Source organism: Nocardia sp. NPDC058633, from assembly GCF_042717045.1.
Lineage (GTDB): Bacteria > Actinomycetota > Actinomycetes > Mycobacteriales > Mycobacteriaceae > Nocardia.
In genome coordinates this window covers 98,708-116,629 of sequence record NZ_JBHXRA010000014.1, presented here as the reverse complement: position 1 = coordinate 116,629, position 17,922 = coordinate 98,708, and the positions used below count along the sequence as shown (strand labels likewise).

Here is a 17,922-nt window from a genome sequence, read left to right as displayed (position 1 = left end):
GAGCGACGATTTCGGCTGCGCGCGGTGTGCGTCGCAGCCGAAATCAACTACTCACTCTTCTTGAGGCGAAGCACTGTCGGCAGGTCGATCCGGCGCATCCCGCGCGCACCGGCGGCCCGCATCGCCGCGACCGCGACGACCAGCTTGTTCATGTCGTACGGGTACCAGAACAATTCCTTGCTCATGGTCGGCAGCTTCGGCTTCGTCATCGCCTGCGCGCGACAGTATTTACGCAGGCCGGCTGCGCCGCCCCAACGCGCGCCGACGCCGGACAGGCCCCAGCCGCCCATCGGCATCGCGGGATTGAACAGGTTCGTGAACACATCGTTGATGTTCACCGCGCCCGCGTTCAACTGCCTGGCCACGCGCTCCCCGCGCGCCTTGTCGCCCGTCCACACCGACGCCGAGAGGCCGTAGATCGAATCGTTGGCCTGCCGGATCGCCTCGGCCTCGTCGGCCACCTTCATCACCGGCAGGGTCGGGCCGAAGGTCTCCTCGGCGACGCACGACATCGAATGATCCACATCGACGAGCACGGTCGGCTCGAAGAAGGTGCCCACGCCGGTGCGCTTGCCGCCGGTGGTCACCCGGGCGCCCGCCGCCAACGCCTCGTCGACGTGGCGTTGGACGATCAGCACCTGGTTCTCGTTGGCCAGCGCGCCGACGTCGTTCTTCGACTCGCGGCCGTCGGCACCCTGGCGCAGGGCGGCGACCGCGGCGGTCAGCTTGGTGACGAACTCGTCGTAAGCCGGAGCCTCCACATAGACCCGTTCGACCGAGATGCAGACCTGGCCGGCGTTGAACATGCCGCCGAAGGCGATGCCGTGCGCGGCGCGGTCCAGGTCCGCGTCGGCGAGCACGATCGCCGGATCCTTGCCGCCGAGCTCGAGGCTGTAGGGCACCATGCGCTCCGCGCAGGCGGCCGCGATCTTGCGGCCGGTCGCGGTGGAGCCGGTGAACTGGATGTAGTCGGCGTTCTCGACCACGGCGGCACCGGTCGCGCCCGCGCCGGTGACGACCTTGAACACCGGCGGCGCGCCGATCTCGGCCCAGCCGCGGGCCAGCTCCACCGCGGACAGCGGCGTCACCTCCGACGGCTTGAGAATCACCGCGGCGCCGGCCGCGAGGGCGGGGAACACGTCGATCGCCGGCATCGCGAGCGGGAAGTTCCACGGGGTGATCACGCCGACCACGGGATACGGGCGGTAGGCCACGGTCAGCGACTTCACCCGAGCCAGTGGACTGTGCGGGGACGGGTGCTCGTCGGCGAGGAACTTGCCCGCGCGGCGCGCGTAGTAGCCGAGGATGTCGACCGCGAACGCCGGATCGATGAGCGCGTCCACGCGCGGCTTGGCGGTCTCGGACTGCAGGACGGCGGCCAGGTGCTCGGTGTTGTCGATGAGCCAGTCCTGCATCTTCAGCAACCACTCTTTGCGGCCCGCGGGCCCGATGGCTTCCCATTCGGGCTGGTAGAGACGCAGTTCCCGAACCGCGGCAGCCACGTCGTCCGGCGTGGTGACCGGCACGGTGCCCGCGAGTTCGCCCGTCGCCGGATTGTGTACTTCGATCACCGCGGCGGTCTGGTCGAGTTCGCTCACTGGTCGCTCCTCATGCTCTGTCGAAAATTCGGCCCACCGACTGTCGCGCACGGCGCGACCAGCAGGAGGCGGCGTGCCTACTCAGGAGTAAGAAGTCGGTGTGGCGACCCCTACGGCGTCTCCTGGACCTCGTTCTCGCGCGCCGCGATCCGGCGCAGGGGTGGTTCGGTGGGCGGCGGGACCCGGCGATCGGGAAGCTCCGCCAGCAGCTCGGTAGTGGCGGCGGCGATGGCCGCGACGGCCTTGTCGACGGCGGGTTTGGTGGCGCTGCTCAGGCCGGAGATGCCGCCGACTTTGCGCACATATTGCAAGGCGGCAGCGTAGATCTCCTGCTCGGTGGCGGCAGGCTCCAGACCACGCAAGACGGTGATATTTCTACACATGACAGAACCATAGACCTGTGAGGCATGACACGACAGGTGAAGAATGGGGGGATCTGAAAATCTCGTAACGCACGTGAGATTCGCAGGCCGCCCGTGATCGCGGTCACCGCACTAGACTCGGCCGCATGGCTGCCAGGGGAGTACCAGCGCTGACCACTTTTCCGTACCCGGATCTAGACGAGCGCGAAGAAGATCACTGGTCGGGCGCGGGCGTGAGCGACGACGAGCTTCGCGCACTCGCGCTCGGCGCCTTCTATTCCACCCGGTGGGACGCTTTCCACGACGCGATGCTGCTGGGCCCAGAACGCGAGCACCCGCTCGGTGACCGCCGTGAACTGGCCATCGACACCCTCACCGGCGCCTGGGGCATCACCGACGGCACCGAAGCCCGCGCCTCGATGGAGCAACTGCTCGAAGGCATGCACGCACCGCTGTACTCGCTGGTGCATCCGCTGGTGATGGCCTCGGTCAATGCCAGCGAGCGAGACCGGTTCGGTGAGCGCGCCGACAAGCAGCGCGCCTTTCTCCGTCAGGTCGGCTCGTTTCGGGGGATGGACAACCCCGAGGCGCTGGTGCGCGATTACGACATCTGGGCCCAGGCCATCAAGATCGGCTTCACCGACCACCTGTCGCGCCCGCTGCCCAACGACATCCACGCCTGGGACCTCGCCCGCGTCGTCGCGGTGGCCCGTATGGCGTTCACCGCGGGCTACATCGATGCCGACGTGGCGTGGGAGTACTGCATGCGCGCGCTGGTCCCCGCGCAGCGCCGCTACCGCAACTGGCGCCAGTTCGGCGATGCCTACCTCACCGGCTGGACCTACTGGCAGGCCACCGAAGACCTCGCCGAACTGAAGAACGGCGGCGTCGATCGGCGGATGGAACTGGTGCGACTATGGACCCGGCCCACCAGTCCGTGGCGCCGGATCGAACTCAACGAACCAGAGCAGAAGGCCGAAACCGAAGCAGCCGAACCGAATTGAGTATTCGGTCCGGCCGTCGGTGACTACAGGCTGCGCAGAATTCCGCGGCCGTAGCGCTGGAATTGTGTGTCGTCGACCATGCCGAGCGAATGCCGCTCGACCAGTAATTCCCACTCCGCGTAGAGCTGATTGACACCAGGGTCGGCGGGGCCCGCGGCCCCGTCGGCGGCCTGCCTGCGCACGGCGAAATTCACCGCGCAGGTGACACGTTCGGTGTCGGCGCGATCCACGCCCGCGAAATGCAGGGTGCGATTGCCGTCGTTGATGTCGATGCCCGATCCGCCGTGGCGTGTATCGACCTCGCCGGGCGCCGAGCGCGCACCCTCGACGGTGCGGGCGCCGAGGATCGCGGCCACCGGCAATTCGAACGCATAGCGTTCGCTGCCACCGATCGAGATGAACAGCACCCGTGAGGTGGTCGCCGCGAGCAGGCCGGTGCCCGATCCAGCGGGCGGGGCGGCGACGGCAACGGCCGTTTCCAGGACGTATTCGTCGGGGGTGACATACCGGTTCAGCGCGGTGACGGCCGAACGGGCGTCCTTGCGCGGCGCCATCCGGCGCACGGCGCGCTCGACATCGGCGCGGGTCGGTCCCGACTTGCCCCACTCGGGGGCGGGCGGGGTGAGGTCCGGCGCGGCGACGTCGATGCGCTGGGTCGTCATGATCTGGTCGTTGATCCGGTCGACGATGCCGAGGGCGGCAGGCACGTCGTGCTCGGCGATGAGCACAGGAAGGGGCGTGCGGTCGGCGGGAACGCCGGTGAGGACCGCGGTGGGATAACGAAGATAGATCTCGATCACCACCGCGTCGTCCGCGCGCCGATTGAGGCGGACCTTGAGCAGGTCGGCAATGGGAACGTCCAGAACACGTTCGCCATCGGTACCCGGCCGGAGGACGACAAGCCGTCCGCCGCCGTGGCGCAGAATCGCTGTGGGTGTTCGTAGCTCGACGATGTCCATACCCCCTGCGCTGTAGTTGTGTCGTCGCCCACGATAAGGCGGGCATGACATGATTGTGGCCACTTGCCACAACCCGGTCGGAGCGTTCGGGAACCTCTTGCGTTCTCCGGCCGTTTACCAATGCAACTGCACCAGCAGCCGAACTGCGCGATGTATCGAACTAGACCGTACGCGGTAACGTGGCATGTCCGCATCCGAAACCCGCCGATCTCGACGCTTCGCAAGCACACCCGGAGTAATAACCGGAAAGGACTGGGCCGTCCGGCCGACGCTCTATGAACCGCAAGACAGTGTTTCGCACCTTGGCGATCATCTCGGGCATCATGCTCACGATCTGGCTGTTCAGCTTTCTCAGCGATGACACGCGCGGTTGGGAGAGTGTCGACACCTCCGTTGCGCTGGCCCAGCTCGAGGACAAAGCGAACGTCAAGAACGTGCAGATCGATGACAAGGAGCAGCAGCTCCGCATCGAACTGAACAACGGCAACGAAGCCACGAGCAACAACGCCAAGATCGTCGCCAAATACCCCAGTGGCGGAGAGAACTCCGCCCAGGTCCTCGACGCCGTGCAGAAGTCCGGCGCGCCGTACGACACCGTGGTCAAGCAGGAGAGCTGGCTGTCGCAGCTGCTGCTGTTCATCGTGCCGATGGTGCTGCTGGTCGGCCTGTTCATCTTCGTGATGTCGCGCATGCAGGGCGGTGGTCGCGGCGGCATGATGGGCTTCGGTAAGTCCAAGGCCAAGCTGCTGACCAAGGACATGCCCAAGACCACGTTCTCCGACGTGGCCGGTGCCGACGAGGCCGTCGAAGAGCTGTACGAAATCAAGGATTTCCTGCAGAATCCGGCCCGCTACCAGGCACTCGGCGCGAAGATCCCCAAGGGCGTGCTGCTCTACGGACCGCCGGGAACCGGTAAGACGCTGCTGGCCCGCGCGGTCGCGGGCGAGGCCGGGGTGCCGTTCTTCACCATCTCCGGTTCGGACTTCGTCGAGATGTTCGTCGGTGTCGGCGCCTCGCGCGTGCGTGACCTGTTCGAGCAGGCCAAGCAGAACAGCCCCTGCATCATCTTCGTCGACGAGATCGACGCGGTCGGCCGCCAGCGCGGTGCGGGCCTCGGCGGCGGTCACGACGAGCGCGAGCAGACGCTCAACCAGCTGCTCGTCGAGATGGACGGCTTCGGCGATCGTTCCAACATCATCTTGATCGCGGCGACCAACCGCCCCGACATCCTCGACCCCGCGCTGCTGCGTCCCGGCCGTTTCGATCGGCAGATCCCGGTGGGCAATCCCGACCTGGCCGGTCGCCGCGCGATCCTGCGCGTGCACTCGGCAGGCAAGCCGATCGCCCAGGATGCCGATCTCGAGGGGCTGGCCAAGCGCACCGTCGGCATGTCGGGCGCCGATCTGGCCAACGTCATCAACGAGGCCGCGCTGCTCACCGCCCGTGAGAACGGGTCGGTCATCACCGGCGAATCGCTCGAGGAGTCGGTCGATCGGGTGATCGGTGGCCCGCGCCGCAAGAGTCGCATCATCAGCGAGCACGAGAAGAAGATCACCGCCTACCACGAGGGCGGCCACACCCTGGCTGCCTGGGCGATGCCCGATATCGAGCCCGTCTACAAGGTCACCATTCTGGCTCGCGGTCGCACCGGCGGCCATGCCATGACGGTGCCCGAGGACGACAAGGGCCTGATGACCCGCTCGGAGATGATCTCCCGGCTGGTCTTCGCGATGGGTGGCCGCGCCGCCGAGGAACTGGTGTTCCACGAGCCGACCACCGGCGCGTCCTCCGATATCGACCAGGCGACCAAGATCGCTCGCGGCATGGTCACCGAGTACGGCATGAGCGCGCGCCTCGGCGCGGTGCGCTACGGCCAGGAGCAGGGCGACCCGTTCCTCGGTCGCTCGATGGGCGTGCAGCCCGACTACTCGCACGAGGTCGCTCGGGAGATCGACGAGGAGGTGCGCAACCTCATCGAGGCCGCGCACACCGAGGCGTGGTCGATCCTCAGCGAATACCGCGAGCAGCTCGACGCCTTGGCCACCGCGTTGCTCGAGCGCGAGACGCTGCACCGCAAGGATCTCGAGACGATCCTGGCCGGTGTCGAGAAGCGTCCGCGGATCACCGCGTTCAACGACTTCGGTGATCGGCACCCCTCGGACAAGCCGCCGGTGAAGACGCCGGGTGAGCTGGCTGTGGAGCGCGGCGAGCCGTGGCCGCCGGTGCAGCCGGCGCCGGTGCCTGTGCCCAACGGGGCGACCCCGCTGGAGCCTGCCAATGGGTACCCGGGTCAGCCGCCGTACGGCCAGCCCGCACCGCCTGCGGCCGGTTACCCGCTGCCCGCCGCGCCGACCCAGGCGTTCCCCCGGCAGTCGGGGACGCACGGTTCGCGGCCCGATTACGGTGCACCGGCCGGGTGGTCGGCTCCCGGTTGGCCCCCGCGCGACGAGCAGCAGCAGGCACCACAGCAACAGCCGCCGCAACAGCAACAGCCGCCGCAACAGCAACAGCCGCCGCAACAGCAACAGCCGCCGCAACAGCAACAGCCGCCGCAACAGCAACAGCCGCCGCAGCAATCCCCGCCGCAGCAGCAACCTCAGCCGCCGCAGGATCAGGGCAGCGCTTGGGGACGCCCCGAACAGCAGCAGCAGCCGCGCCACGCCAATGACGGCTTCCAGCCATGGGGTGCCCAGCCGCAGCCGCCGGTGCGTGATGCCGAGCCGGAGAACAAGGACTGGGAAGGGCCGAACGGCCGCCACTGACCGGCGGCCAACTACGCTCGAACGTCGAATGCCGGACAGGTCCGGCATTCGGCACTGGTTCTCGGACTACGCTCGGCCGTCGAATGTCGGTACCGCCGACTTTCGGCTCTGGTTCTCGGCCCGCCCGCCTCTGGACTGAGCGGAGGGTGCGACGAAGGAGTACCCGGAGGGAGGGAAGAGGCGGGGAACAGGGCCGAGAACCGGCGGCACCAGCCGCCAATTTACGGAGGTGCGGAGAAGTTGTCGGCCAACAAGCAGGATCTCGATCCGGCAGGTGAACTGGGTGCGACGAGTCCGTCGGCGCTGACGGCGCTGGCGACCGGTTTGCCGTTCGATCAGGTGCGAGCCGAGAACGCGGTGCGTGAGCTGCTGCTGGCCGTCGGCGAGGACCCGGACCGGCCCGGCCTGCTCGACACGCCCGCGCGCGTGGCGCGGGCCTACCGGGAGATGTTCGCCGGGCTCTACACCGAGCCCGATGCGGTGCTGGCGACCACGTTCGACGAGGGCCACCAGGAACTCGTGCTGGTTCGCGACATCCCCATGTTCTCCACGTGTGAACATCACCTCGTCTCGTTCCACGGGGTGGCGCATGTCGGCTACATCCCCGGCCCGCACGGCCGGGTGACGGGGTTGTCGAAGCTGGCCCGTGTCGTCGATCTCTACGCCAAGCGCCCGCAGGTGCAGGAGCGGCTGACCAGCCAGATCGCCGACGCGGTGATGCGCAGGCTGGATCCGCGCGGTGCGATCGTGGTGATCGAGGCCGAGCATCTGTGCATGGCCATGCGGGGAATCCGCAAGCCCGGCGCCAGCACCACCACCTCGGCGGTGCGTGGCCAGCTGCAAACCGACGCTGCCTCGCGATCCGAGGCGCTGGACCTGATCCTGCGCAAATGAGCGAGCCATTGGTGACCGCCCGCGACCACCGCTCGTGTGTGGTCATGGGGGTGGTCAACGTGACCGCTGATTCCTTCTCCGACGGCGGTCGCTACCTCGATCCCGAACTCGCGATCGCGCACGGTGTCGAGCTGTACGCCGCGGGCGCCGACATCGTCGATGTGGGTGGTGAATCCACCAGGCCGGGCGCCGACCGGGTCGATCCCGCCGCCGAGATCGCCCGGATCACCCCGGTGATCCGCGGGCTGGTCGCCGCGGGTGTGCCGACCAGCGTGGACACCATGCGCGCCGAGGTCGCCGAGGCCGCGTTGGCGGCGGGTGTCTCGGTGGTCAACGACGTCTCGGGCGGTCGCGCCGACCCGAACATGGTGAAGGTCGTCGCCGAAGCTCGCGTGCCGTGGATCCTGATGCACTGGCGAGCGGGCGCCGACTACCGGCACACCGGCCCCGCCGACCACTACGACGATGTGGTCGCCGAGGTTCGCGCCGAGCTCGGCGCCCAGGTCGAACTGGCTGTCGCCGCCGGCGTGACCCCGGACCGCCTGATCCTCGACCCCGGCCTGGGTTTCGCCAAGAACGCCGAACACAACTGGGAACTGCTGGCCGCCCTGCCGGAACTGGTGGCAGCGGGCTTCCCGATCTTGATCGGCGCCTCCCGCAAACGTTTCCTCGGTGCGCTCCTGGCCGATGAATCCGGCCCCCGACCACCCGACGGCCGAGAAACCGCCACCGCAACGCTGTCCGCGCTGGCGGCCACCCACGGTGCCTGGGGCGTGCGAGTCCACGACGTTCGCGCCTCGCTCGACGCGATCTCGGTCGTCGACGCCTGGAGTCGAGCCAGCGCGTCACGAGCTGCCGCACGAGGAGCTGTTCGGTGACCGCCGCTGCCATCCGCTCCGACCGGGCGACTGTCCACAAGGTTCACCTCGTCCGCATCCGAGTCACCATCCGAGGAGCTGTTCGATGAACTCGCCTTTGCTGCCGCCGCCCGCGGGCAGGCCCGCCTCTTCGCGGATCGAGTTGCGCGGGCTGACCGCGTTCGGCAGGCACGGCGTGTTCGATTTCGAGCGCCGCGACGGCCAGGAGTTCGTCGTCGATCTGACGGTATGGGTCGATTTCGCGGCGGCCGCCGCGTCCGACGACCTCGCCGACACCGTCGACTACGGCGCCCTCGCCGAGCGGGCCGTGCGCATCGTGACCGGTCCGCCGCGCGATCTGATCGAGACGGTGGTCTCCGAGATCGCCGACGACGTGATGGCCGATCCGCGGATCGAGGCGGTGGAGGCGGTGGTGCACAAGCCGTCGGCGCCGATCCCGCACACGTTCTCCGACGTGCGCGTGGTGGCCACCCGGTATCGCACGGTGGCCCCGGAGTCGCGGCGATGACTCGCGCGGTGCTCTCGATCGGCTCGAACATGGGCGATCGGCTCGCGCATCTGCGCAGCGTGCTCGATGCGCTGGGGCATCGGACCGTAGCGGTCTCGCCGGTGTACACCACCGCGCCGTGGGGCGGTGTCGACCAAGACGACTACCTCAATGCTGTTGTCGTAGCAGAGGATTCGGCTTTCGATGACTATGCCTGGCTACGTTTCGGGCAGGAACTCGAGCAGTCGGCGGACCGCGTCCGCGAGGTGCGCTGGGGTGCGCGCACCCTCGATGTCGACGTGGTCCAGTGCATCGACGACTCCGGCGTCGCCATCGCCCGCGACACCGATCCCACGCTGATCCTGCCGCACCCGCAGGCCCACAACCGGGCCTTCGTGCTGATCCCGTGGCTGGCGGTCGAACCGTCCGCGCACCTTCTCGTCGACGGTGCCGCCCGCCCCGTCGCGACCTTGCTCGCCGAACTCGCCCAGGCCGAACGAGACGGCGTGGTGCGCACCGATCTGGTGCTCGGCGACGAAAGCGCCGGCTCGTGCTGAAACCCACCCGGCTCCTCGACCTCGCGCTGAACGTGGTGGTGGCCGCCGCGGTCGCCTGGGTCGCCACCCGGTTCGCCTATTCCAGCTTCCCGTCGATCTCGGTGGCCGCCGGTGCCTCGCTGCTGCCGGTCGCCGCGATCGAGGCGGCGCTCGGCTTCGCGATCAAGGCCAAGATCGCCGATGAACAGATCGGCGACGGCTCTGGCCAGATGCATCCGATCAATGTCGCCAGGGGAGTGGCGTTGGCCAAGGCGTCGTTGCAGGTGGGTTCGCTGGCCGCCGGTGTGTGGCTGGGCTTTTTGCTGTGGGTTTTCCCACAGCGCGCGACGGTGACGGCCGCTGCCACCGATTCGCCGGGCGCGGTGGTCGGTCTGCTGGCCGGTTCGGCACTGGTTGCTGCGGCTTTGTGGCTGGAGTATTGCTGCCGGGCGCCCGAGGATCCACACGACGATCCCGCTACTACGTAGCAACTTGCGAATGGAATCACCCCGCCCTTTGGTGGGCCGACCAGCCGATTCCGGCTACCCTGGCCCTCATGGTTTCACCCTCCCGCAGCACGGCGCCCCGACGACGGCGGGACGACGCGGGAAAATTCTTCGTCGGTTTCCTCATCCTGCTCGGCCTGACGGCCAGTGTTTTCCTGATCTTCAGCGAAAACGTCCAGTACGTGCGGATCGGCCTGGTAGCCGCCCTGTGGGCGGCGGTGATCGGCGCGCTCGCGGCCACCCGCTACCGCAAGGACGCGGCCGTCGACAAGGCCAAGGTGCGCGATCTGCAGACGGTGTACGAGTTGCAGCTCGAGCGGGAGATCAACGCGCGCCGTGAGTACGAGATGGGTGTCGAGGCGCGGGTGCGCGCCGAAGTCGGCGCCGACAACTCCGAGATCGCCGCACTGCGCGCCGAGCTGACCCTGCTTCGCCAGAATCTGCAGGTCCTCTTCGACGGTGCCCTGCCCGACGAGCAACCGGCACTGCAGGCCGACGCCGTGCGGATCGATGCGTTGCCCGCCGGTGGCTTCAATGCTTTCGACGAGCCCGACCACGATTTCGACGATAGCCCCGAGGATGCCACCGCGGCCTGGTTCGGCCCGTGGCAGCAACCGCCCAGCGCACTCAAGCCCGTCTTCATGCAACCGGTTTCGGCCAATTTCGCCGACCCCTACGACGATCCGGTCACCGCCGAAACCTCGGCGATCCAGCTCGACGAATACGCCGAAAGCCAGGCCGCCGCACCCCAGCCCGCCCCGTCGAAGACGTCGTCCAAGACCCCTCCGCCCCGCCTGTCCTCCCCGAATACCCGCAAGGTGAGCGACACGACCCCGGTGGCCGAGCCCGCAACCGACACCACGCAGAGCAATGGCGAGCCGTCGACCACTACGGAGTCGGGACCGGTCGTTGCCGAGTCCGCCCCGGCGCCCGTCGCCGAAGTCGAGCCGGCCCCGGCCGCCGAGCCCGCCGCCGCTCAGCCCCCGGCGACCCGCCCCGAGAAGGCCCCGTCGGTCGGCACCAGCTCGCGCCGACGCCGCCGGGCCGAAACCGAAGGCACCACCCGACTGTCGGTGGCCGACATCATGGCCAACCTCGAATCGGAATCCACCCGCTGACGCCGCAGATCACGCCACCCCGCTCGCTCCGAGGCGCGGCGAGGCGGAATGAGCGATAGATCACTGGGGTGCGCGTAGCGACCCGACCGGATATCCCTCTATCCTCGACTTCGTAACGTCTGGTACCCGCACCGCGGGACTGGAACGCAATCGAGAGGACAACGTTGACCTCGAGAAGTGTCAACCCTGATGGCGCGAACACGAGTGTCGACCCAGCGCCCGCACGACTGACGGTAGGAATCGTCTCGGCGGGACGAGTGGGTTCCGCACTCGGCGTAGCGCTCGAGCGAGCCGGCCATGTGGTCTTCGGTGTCGCCGCGATCTCCGACGCGTCGGTGCATCGCGCCCGTACCCGACTGCCCGAGGCCCAGGTGCTGCCGATCGAGCAGATCGCCCAGCACAGTGAACTGCTCCTGCTCGCGGTTCCCGATGCCGAACTGGCGGGCCTGGTCCGCGGCCTCGCCGCCGCCGCGGTGGTTCGTCCCGGCACCATCGTCGTACACACCTCCGGTGCGAACGGCGTGGCGATTCTGGAGCCGCTGACCGAGCAGGGCGCGCTCGGCCTCGCGATTCACCCCGCGATGACCTTCACCGGCCACGACGAGGACATCGCCCGGCTCGCCAACGCCTGCTTCGGCGTCACCGCCGCCGACGAGGTCGGTTACGCCATCGCGCAGGCGCTGGTGATCGAGATGGGTAGCGAACCGGTCCGGGTCGAAGAAGACCGGCGTTCGCTCTATCACGCCGCTCTCGCCCATGGCAGCAATCACCTGGTCACGGTCATCGTCGACGCGGTCGCCGCGCTGCGCGAGTCCCTGTCCGGCCCCGGCCTGCTCGGTCAACCCCTGGTCGACGACCAGCCGGGCGGCCTGCCCGAACGCCTGCTCGCCCCTCTCGCTTCGGCCGCCCTCGACAACGCCCTGCGCCGCGGCCAGGCCGCGCTGACCGGGCCGGTCGCCCGTGGCGATGTCGCCGCCGTCGCCGCCCATCTCGCCGCACTCGCGCAGGTCGACGATCGCCTGGCCGAGGCCTACCGTGCCAACTCGCTGCGCACCGCCGAACTCGCAAGAACCGATCCGGCACTGCTGGAGCTCCTCGCCAAGGAAGGCCACTGATGGAACCCCGAGAAGTGCACCACCACCAGGGCGGCGCGCGCGCCACCGGCGCCTTCAAGGCCGGCGTCCTCACCGTGCACCACAACCCCGAGGTGCTCGAGACGGTCGCCAAGGCGTTGCGCGGTGCCGGTCGCACGGTCGGTTTCGTGCCGACCATGGGCGCGCTGCACGAAGGTCATCTGGCGCTCATCCGCCAGGCCAAGCTCGCCAATCAGGTCGTGATCGTCTCGATCTTCGTCAACCCGCTGCAGTTCGGCGCGAACGAGGACCTCGACGCCTATCCGCGCACCCTCGACGCCGACCTCGAACTGCTCCGCGTCGAGGGCGTCGACCTGGTCTTCGCGCCGTCGGTGTCGGACATGTATCCGGACGGCATGCGCACCACGATCGCGCCGGGCCCGCTCGGTGCCGAGCTCGAAGGTGGTAGCAGGCCGACACATTTCGCGGGCATGCTCACCGTCGTCGCGAAGCTGCTCAACATCACCCACGCCTCCGAGGCGTACTTCGGTGAGAAGGACTACCAGCAGCTCACCCTGATCCGGCAGATGGTGCGCGACCTGAACATGGACGCCAAGATCGTCGCCTACCCGACCGTCCGCGAGCCGGACGGCCTGGCGCTCTCCTCGCGCAACCGCTTCCTCGACGCCACCCAGCGCGAGTCGGCGCTGGCTCTGTCGGCCGCGCTCGCCGCGGGCCGCCACGCCGCCGGCCTCGGCGCGGAGGCGGTCGTCCGGACCGCGCGCGCGGTGCTCGACGCGGTCGACGGACTCGACGTGGACTACCTCGAACTGCGCGACTCGAACCTGGGGCCGGTCCCCACCGCGGGCAACGCCCGGCTGCTGGTCGCGGCCAAAGTCGGCGACACCCGTCTGATCGACAACGCTCCCGTCGTGCTCGGCGCCCAGATCGACGGGCATCCGGACGCGAACTCCCTTCCTGCCTCGCAGGCACACTGAAAGGCGACGACGATGTTGCGCACCATGATGAAGTCGAAGATCCACCGGGCCACCGTGACCCACGCCGACCTGCACTATGTCGGCTCGGTGACCGTCGACCAGGACCTGCTCGACGCCGCCGATCTGCTCGAGGGTGAGCAGGTCTGCATCGTCGACATCGACAACGGCGCCCGCCTCGAGACCTACGTGATCGCGGGCGAGCGCGGTTCGGGCGTGATCGGCATCAACGGTGCCGCCGCCCACCTCGTGCACCCCGGTGACCTGGTCATCCTCATCGCCTACGGCCAGATGGACGAGGCGGAGGTCCGCGAATACGACCCCAAGGTGGTCTTCGTCGACGACCGCAACCGTCCGGTGGAGCTGGGTTCGGACCCCGCGCACGCACCGGAGGGCTCCGGCCTCACCTCACCGCGTTCCCTGTCGTTCGCCTGAGCGCGGCGGGGGGCTGCAACCATGCTGCTGACGATCGACGTCCGCAACACCGGGATCGAACTCGGCCTGTTCTCCGGCAGTGGTGAACACGCGAAACTGGTGCGGCACTGGCGGATTCACACCAATCCGCTGATCACAGCCGACGAGTTCGCGATGCAGGTACGTGGCCTGGTCGGCGCCGACCTCGATCAGATCGTCGGCGTCTCGGCGCTGTCGACGGTGCCGCCGGTGCTGCGCGAACTGCGCGCCATGCTCGCACGCTACTGGTCCCATGTGCCGCACGTGCTGGTGGAACCCGGTGTGCGAACGGGCATTCCGCTGCTGGTCGACAATCCGAAGGAGGTCGGCGCCGACCGCATCGTCAACTGCCTCGCCGCCTTCCGCAGCTTCGGTGGCCCCGCGATCGTCGTCGACTTCGGGACCGCGATCTGCGTGGATCTGGTCTCGGCCAAGGGCGAATTCCTCGGCGGCGTGATCGCGCCCGGTGTGGAGATCTCCGCCGAGGCGCTGGTGGAACGCAGTGCGATGCGCCGCGTCGAGCTGGCAAGGCCGCGTTCGGTGGTGGGCAAGAACAGCATGGAGTGCATCCAGTCCGGCGCGATCTTCGGCTTCGCCGGCCTGGTCGACGGCCTGGTCGATCGCATCCGCGACGAATTCGAGGCGTTCGCGGGCACCGACGTCACCGTCGTGGCGACCGGGGCGGGCGCACCGCTGATCGTGCCGGAGTCGGAAACCATCGACTCCCACGTCCCGCACCTCACGCTGACCGGCCTGCGTCATGTCTACGAGCGCAACAAAAAGTAGACTCTGCTAAACTATCGCTCGTGATCTTCCGTGTGAGCACCCAGGAGTGTTGTCGAGGCTAATCTGCCTCGACCGTTCGAGGCTGACGTTTTTCCCTCGACCGATTCTCACCTCCTGGAGATGCGCTCATGCGTTCTTCTGTCCTTTCCCTTCCGTCCGCACGCGACGTCTATTCCGCGACGCCCCCGCTCGACCGGGCGATCGCCTCGGCGCTGCCGACCCGGTTGCGCCCCGCCGACCTGCTGCGGCTCACCGACGAGGGCGCCGAAGACATCCTCTCCGGCCGCTACGACCATCTCCTCCCGTCCGACGGCGTCTGGCCGACCGACGAGCGCTGGGCGACGCGCCTTTCCCACGATGACGAGGTCGATGTCTGGCTGATCAGCTGGACGCCGGGCAAATTCACCGATCTGCACGATCACGCGGGCTCACTCGGCGCCCTCACGGTGCTCAGCGGGGCGCTGTCGGAATACCGCTGGAATGGTTCGCAGTTACGCAGCCGCACGCTCGCCGCGGGTGATCAGGCGTCGTTCCCGATCGGCTGGGTGCACGACGTGGTGCGCGCGCCCGCCGCCGCCGAATCTGTCGGTCCGCTGGATCCCACGTTGAGCGTGCACGCCTATTCCCCGCCGTTGTCGGCGATGTCGTATTACGAAGTTACCGGCCGCGGCACACTGCGCCGCACCAAAACCGTCCTCACCGACCAGCCCGAAGGTGATCTGTGATGAGCCGTTCGACGATTGATCAGATGCTCGAGAACGCTCGCGCGCGGTTGCGCCGGGTGTATGTATACGACGTGGCCGCCGCGCTGGAGCGGGGCGCCATTCTGGTCGACATCAGGCCTGCCGCCCAACGAGTGCGCGAAGGCTCGCTGCCGGGCGCGCTGGTGATCGAGCGGAATGTCTTGGAATGGCGGCTGGATCCGACCTCCTCGGCGCGGTTGTCGCTCGCCGTCGACCACGATGTGGAATGGATAATTTTCTGCTCGGAGGGGTACACGTCGAGCTTGGCCGCGGCCGCCTTGCAGGAGTTGGGGTTACACCGCGCCAGCGATGTGATCGGCGGATACCAGGCGTTGAAGTCGGCGGGGTTGTCGACGGTCGGCATCGGCGTCCCGCATTTCGCCCGTGAGGTGGACGCGCTGGCCTCGCTGTAAGCGAGGCCCATGAATTGTGAAGTGCCTCACTGATTTTGTCGGGGGCGCGGGTAACTTCCCGCCCACCTTCGAGGCGACGCGCGCATATCGTGCGGCCGAGACCCGACGGCCGTGCTTCCGGAGCGCACGTCGAATACGCGGGCAGGCGGGGCGTGAGGCGGGGGAGCGGGGGTAAATGCATTTCCGGCGACCGCTAATGTTGTCGGATGTGAGCACTCCTACCCCCGCCTCGCCCGGCCGCGCCGCCACTTCCGCTGTGGACACCGATGTTCCCGAGCAGATGCGGATTCGCCGGGACAAGCGGGAGCGGTTGCTCACCTCTGGTGGTGAGGCCTATCCGGTAGTGGTGCCGCGCACCCATACGCTGGCCGAAATCCGGGCCGCCTACCCGGATCTGGAGGCCGACACCCAGACCGGTCTGCAGGCCGGTATCGCGGGCCGCGTCATTTTCGTTCGTAATACCGGCAAGCTGTGCTTCGCCACGCTGCAGGAAGGCGACGGCACCAAGCTGCAGGCGATGATCAGCCTCAACGGTGTCGGCGCCGACGCGCTGGCCGCCTGGAAGTCCGATGTCGACCTCGGTGACTTCGTTTTCGTGCACGGTGAGGTCATCTCCTCGCGCACCGGCGAATTGAGCGTGATGGCCGATTCCTGGTCGATGGCGGCCAAGTCGCTTCGCCCGCTGCCGGTGGCGCACAAGGAGATGAACGAGGAGTCGCGGGTCCGCGCGCGCTACGTCGACCTGATCGTGCGTCCCGAGGCCAGGGAAATGGCCCGTACCCGCGTGAATGTGGTCCGTGCGCTGCGCAACGCGCTAGAGCGTCGTGGGTTCCTCGAGGTCGAGACCCCGATGCTGCAGACCATCCACGGTGGCGCCGCCGCGCGCCCGTTCGTCACCCATTCCAATGCGCTCGACATGGACCTTTTCCTGCGGATCGCACCGGAGCTGTTCCTCAAGCGCTGTGTGGTCGGTGGCCTGGAGAAGGTCTTCGAGATCAACCGGAACTTCCGTAACGAAGGGGCCGACTCGACCCATTCGCCCGAGTTCGCGATGCTGGAAACCTACGAGGCCTACGGCACCTATGACGACTCGGCGACGATGACTCGGGAATTGATCCAGGAAGTCGCGCAAGAGGCATTCGGCACCCTCCTGGTGACACTTGCCGACGGCACTGAATATGATCTCGGTGGCGAGTGGACGACCGTCGAGATGTATCCCTCGCTGTCGGAGTCGATCGGTGTCGAGGTCACTCCGGAAACCACTGTCGAGGAATTGCTCGCACTCGCCGATCGGGTGGGTCTGGAAATTCCTTCCGGCAAGGGCTACGGTCACGGGAAACTGGTCGAAGAACTCTGGGAACATGCGTATGGCGACAAGCTCTACGCACCGACTTTCGTTCGTGACTTCCCGGTCGAGACTTCACCGCTGACCCGTCAGCATCGCAGCAAGTCCGGCGTCACCGAGAAGTGGGACCTCTATGTTCGCGGTTTCGAGTTGGCAACGGGCTATTCGGAACTGGTCGACCCGGTGATCCAGCGGGAACGCTTCGTCGACCAGGCCCGGTTGGCCGCGGCAGGCGATGACGAGGCCATGGTGCTCGACGAAGACTTCCTCGCCGCGATGGAACACGGCATGCCGCCGACCACCGGAACCGGTATGGGAATCGATCGCTTGTTGATGGCACTCACGGGTTCGGGAATCCGAGAAACGATCCTGTTCCCGATTGTTCGACCCACTAGTCGCTGACCAGTGAATTCACGGGATGAAGACCCCGTGTTGGAAATTTCGCATTTCGGGGTATTCTTGCCTCGGGTATTCGGCCTGGAGGCAGGCTTGACGATTTCGAGAGGACGTTCATCTCATGGCAAAGAAGGTCACCGTTAGCCTGATCGACGATGTCGACGGTGAGTCCATCGCGGACGAGACCATCGAGTTCGCTATCGATGGGGTGTCGTACGAGATCGATCTGTCGGACGCAAATGCGGCGCGCCTGCGTGAAGGCCTGGACGAGTGGGTGGCCAACGCCCGTCGTGTGAGTGGCCGTCGTCGGGTGAAGGCTGCCGGTGCACCCGCGCCGCAGGGCAAGAGCCGCGTTTCCATGGACCGTGAACAGAGCGCCGCAATTCGCGAATGGGCTCGCCGTAAGGGTCACAAGGTCTCGGCCCGCGGTCGTATCTCGGCGGAAATCACCGACGCCTACAACAAGGAAGTCGGCAAGAGCTGATTTTTTGGCGGGCCGGGGCCCGCGTGGTTCGCGGCCCCGCCGGTCCGGTCGTTGAGGCGCCGTTGCTTGCTCCTTCGTCGCCTACGCAACGGCACCTCAACAACCGGACGGCCGCGAACGGCAGGCTGCG

The 17,922-nt window shown here is 67.6% G+C and carries 19 protein-coding genes; 16 read left to right on the top strand and 3 right to left on the bottom strand.

Annotated elements, in window-relative coordinates; all coding sequences use genetic code 11:
- Nucleotides 1–47: 47 nt before the first annotated feature.
- Nucleotides 48–1,598 (bottom strand): aldehyde dehydrogenase family protein, encoded by a 1,551-nt coding sequence (locus tag ACFWUR_RS19900; RefSeq protein WP_378908699.1) that lies wholly within the window; start codon nucleotides 1,596–1,598, stop codon nucleotides 48–50.
- Between the two features lie 110 nt (nucleotides 1,599–1,708).
- Nucleotides 1,709–1,981, bottom strand: coding sequence for a DUF2277 domain-containing protein (locus ACFWUR_RS19895; protein WP_378908698.1), 273 nt, complete (start codon nucleotides 1,979–1,981; stop codon nucleotides 1,709–1,711).
- 125 nt (nucleotides 1,982–2,106) lie between these two features.
- Between ACFWUR_RS19895 and ACFWUR_RS19890 the strand changes: the two genes are divergently transcribed.
- The gene (locus ACFWUR_RS19890; protein WP_378908697.1) at nucleotides 2,107–2,964 is read left to right on the top strand and encodes a DUF1266 domain-containing protein; all 858 of its coding nucleotides are present in this window, start codon (nucleotides 2,107–2,109) and stop codon (nucleotides 2,962–2,964) included.
- A gap of 23 nt (nucleotides 2,965–2,987) precedes the next feature.
- Here the strand turns inward: ACFWUR_RS19890 and ACFWUR_RS19885 are convergent, their stop codons facing one another.
- Complete coding sequence (locus tag ACFWUR_RS19885) at nucleotides 2,988–3,923, bottom strand: hypothetical protein (protein ID WP_378908696.1); 936 nt, start codon at nucleotides 3,921–3,923, stop codon at nucleotides 2,988–2,990.
- A gap of 275 nt (nucleotides 3,924–4,198) precedes the next feature.
- On the opposite strand from ACFWUR_RS19885, the gene ftsH reads away from it, so the two are divergent.
- The 15 genes from ftsH (at nucleotide 4,199) to ACFWUR_RS19810 (ending at nucleotide 17,792) form a co-directional block, all read left to right on the top strand.
- Nucleotides 4,199–6,685 carry an ATP-dependent zinc metalloprotease FtsH gene (gene ftsH / locus ACFWUR_RS19880; RefSeq protein WP_378908695.1) on the top strand — a complete coding sequence of 829 codons (2,487 nt, stop codon included), beginning with the start codon at nucleotides 4,199–4,201 and terminating at the stop codon, nucleotides 6,683–6,685.
- Nucleotides 6,686–6,964: 279 nt separating this feature from the next.
- Entirely contained in the window at nucleotides 6,965–7,579 is a 615-nt protein-coding gene (folE, locus tag ACFWUR_RS19875; RefSeq protein ID WP_378908780.1) for a GTP cyclohydrolase I FolE, read from the top strand.
- Nucleotides 7,576–8,457 (top strand): dihydropteroate synthase, encoded by an 882-nt coding sequence (gene folP / locus ACFWUR_RS19870; protein WP_378908694.1) that lies wholly within the window; start codon nucleotides 7,576–7,578, stop codon nucleotides 8,455–8,457. The genes folE and folP overlap by 4 nt, the downstream gene beginning before the upstream one ends.
- An 85-nt stretch (nucleotides 8,458–8,542) precedes the next feature.
- Nucleotides 8,543–8,965 (top strand): dihydroneopterin aldolase, encoded by a 423-nt coding sequence (gene folB / locus ACFWUR_RS19865; RefSeq protein ID WP_378908693.1) that lies wholly within the window; start codon nucleotides 8,543–8,545, stop codon nucleotides 8,963–8,965.
- A complete protein-coding gene (gene folK, locus ACFWUR_RS19860; RefSeq protein ID WP_378908692.1) occupies nucleotides 8,962–9,501 on the top strand; it encodes a 2-amino-4-hydroxy-6-hydroxymethyldihydropteridine diphosphokinase in 540 nt (179 codons plus the stop codon). The genes folB and folK overlap by 4 nt, the downstream gene beginning before the upstream one ends.
- Nucleotides 9,495–9,968 carry a DUF3180 domain-containing protein gene (locus ACFWUR_RS19855; protein ID WP_378908690.1) on the top strand — a complete coding sequence of 158 codons (474 nt, stop codon included), beginning with the start codon at nucleotides 9,495–9,497 and terminating at the stop codon, nucleotides 9,966–9,968. The genes folK and ACFWUR_RS19855 overlap by 7 nt, the downstream gene beginning before the upstream one ends.
- 68 nt (nucleotides 9,969–10,036) lie before the next feature.
- Nucleotides 10,037–11,104 (top strand): DUF6779 domain-containing protein, encoded by a 1,068-nt coding sequence (locus tag ACFWUR_RS19850; RefSeq protein WP_378908689.1) that lies wholly within the window; start codon nucleotides 10,037–10,039, stop codon nucleotides 11,102–11,104.
- Nucleotides 11,105–11,268: 164 nt separating this feature from the next.
- Nucleotides 11,269–12,219: a Rossmann-like and DUF2520 domain-containing protein gene (locus ACFWUR_RS19845; RefSeq protein ID WP_378908688.1), complete on the top strand. Its 951-nt coding sequence runs from the start codon at nucleotides 11,269–11,271 to the stop codon at nucleotides 12,217–12,219.
- Nucleotides 12,219–13,175 (top strand): pantoate--beta-alanine ligase, encoded by a 957-nt coding sequence (panC, locus tag ACFWUR_RS19840; RefSeq protein WP_378908687.1) that lies wholly within the window; start codon nucleotides 12,219–12,221, stop codon nucleotides 13,173–13,175. Before ACFWUR_RS19845 ends, panC begins: the two co-directional genes overlap by 1 nt.
- Nucleotides 13,176–13,187: 12 nt before the next feature.
- Nucleotides 13,188–13,607, top strand: coding sequence for an aspartate 1-decarboxylase (panD, locus tag ACFWUR_RS19835; RefSeq protein ID WP_378908685.1), 420 nt, complete (start codon nucleotides 13,188–13,190; stop codon nucleotides 13,605–13,607).
- Between the two features lie 21 nt (nucleotides 13,608–13,628).
- Complete coding sequence (locus tag ACFWUR_RS19830; RefSeq protein ID WP_378908684.1) at nucleotides 13,629–14,411, top strand: type III pantothenate kinase; 783 nt, start codon at nucleotides 13,629–13,631, stop codon at nucleotides 14,409–14,411.
- 128 nt (nucleotides 14,412–14,539) lie between these two features.
- A complete protein-coding gene (locus ACFWUR_RS19825; protein WP_378908683.1) occupies nucleotides 14,540–15,136 on the top strand; it encodes a cysteine dioxygenase in 597 nt (198 codons plus the stop codon).
- Nucleotides 15,136–15,567, top strand: coding sequence for a rhodanese-like domain-containing protein (locus ACFWUR_RS19820; protein ID WP_378908681.1), 432 nt, complete (start codon nucleotides 15,136–15,138; stop codon nucleotides 15,565–15,567). Before ACFWUR_RS19825 ends, ACFWUR_RS19820 begins: the two co-directional genes overlap by 1 nt.
- Nucleotides 15,568–15,847: 280 nt before the next feature.
- Nucleotides 15,848–17,314, top strand: coding sequence for a lysine--tRNA ligase (lysS, locus tag ACFWUR_RS19815; protein ID WP_378908778.1), 1,467 nt, complete (start codon nucleotides 15,848–15,850; stop codon nucleotides 17,312–17,314).
- Nucleotides 17,315–17,429: 115 nt separating this feature from the next.
- Complete coding sequence (locus ACFWUR_RS19810) at nucleotides 17,430–17,792, top strand: Lsr2 family protein (protein WP_266297504.1); 363 nt, start codon at nucleotides 17,430–17,432, stop codon at nucleotides 17,790–17,792.
- Nucleotides 17,793–17,922 lie beyond the last annotated feature (130 nt).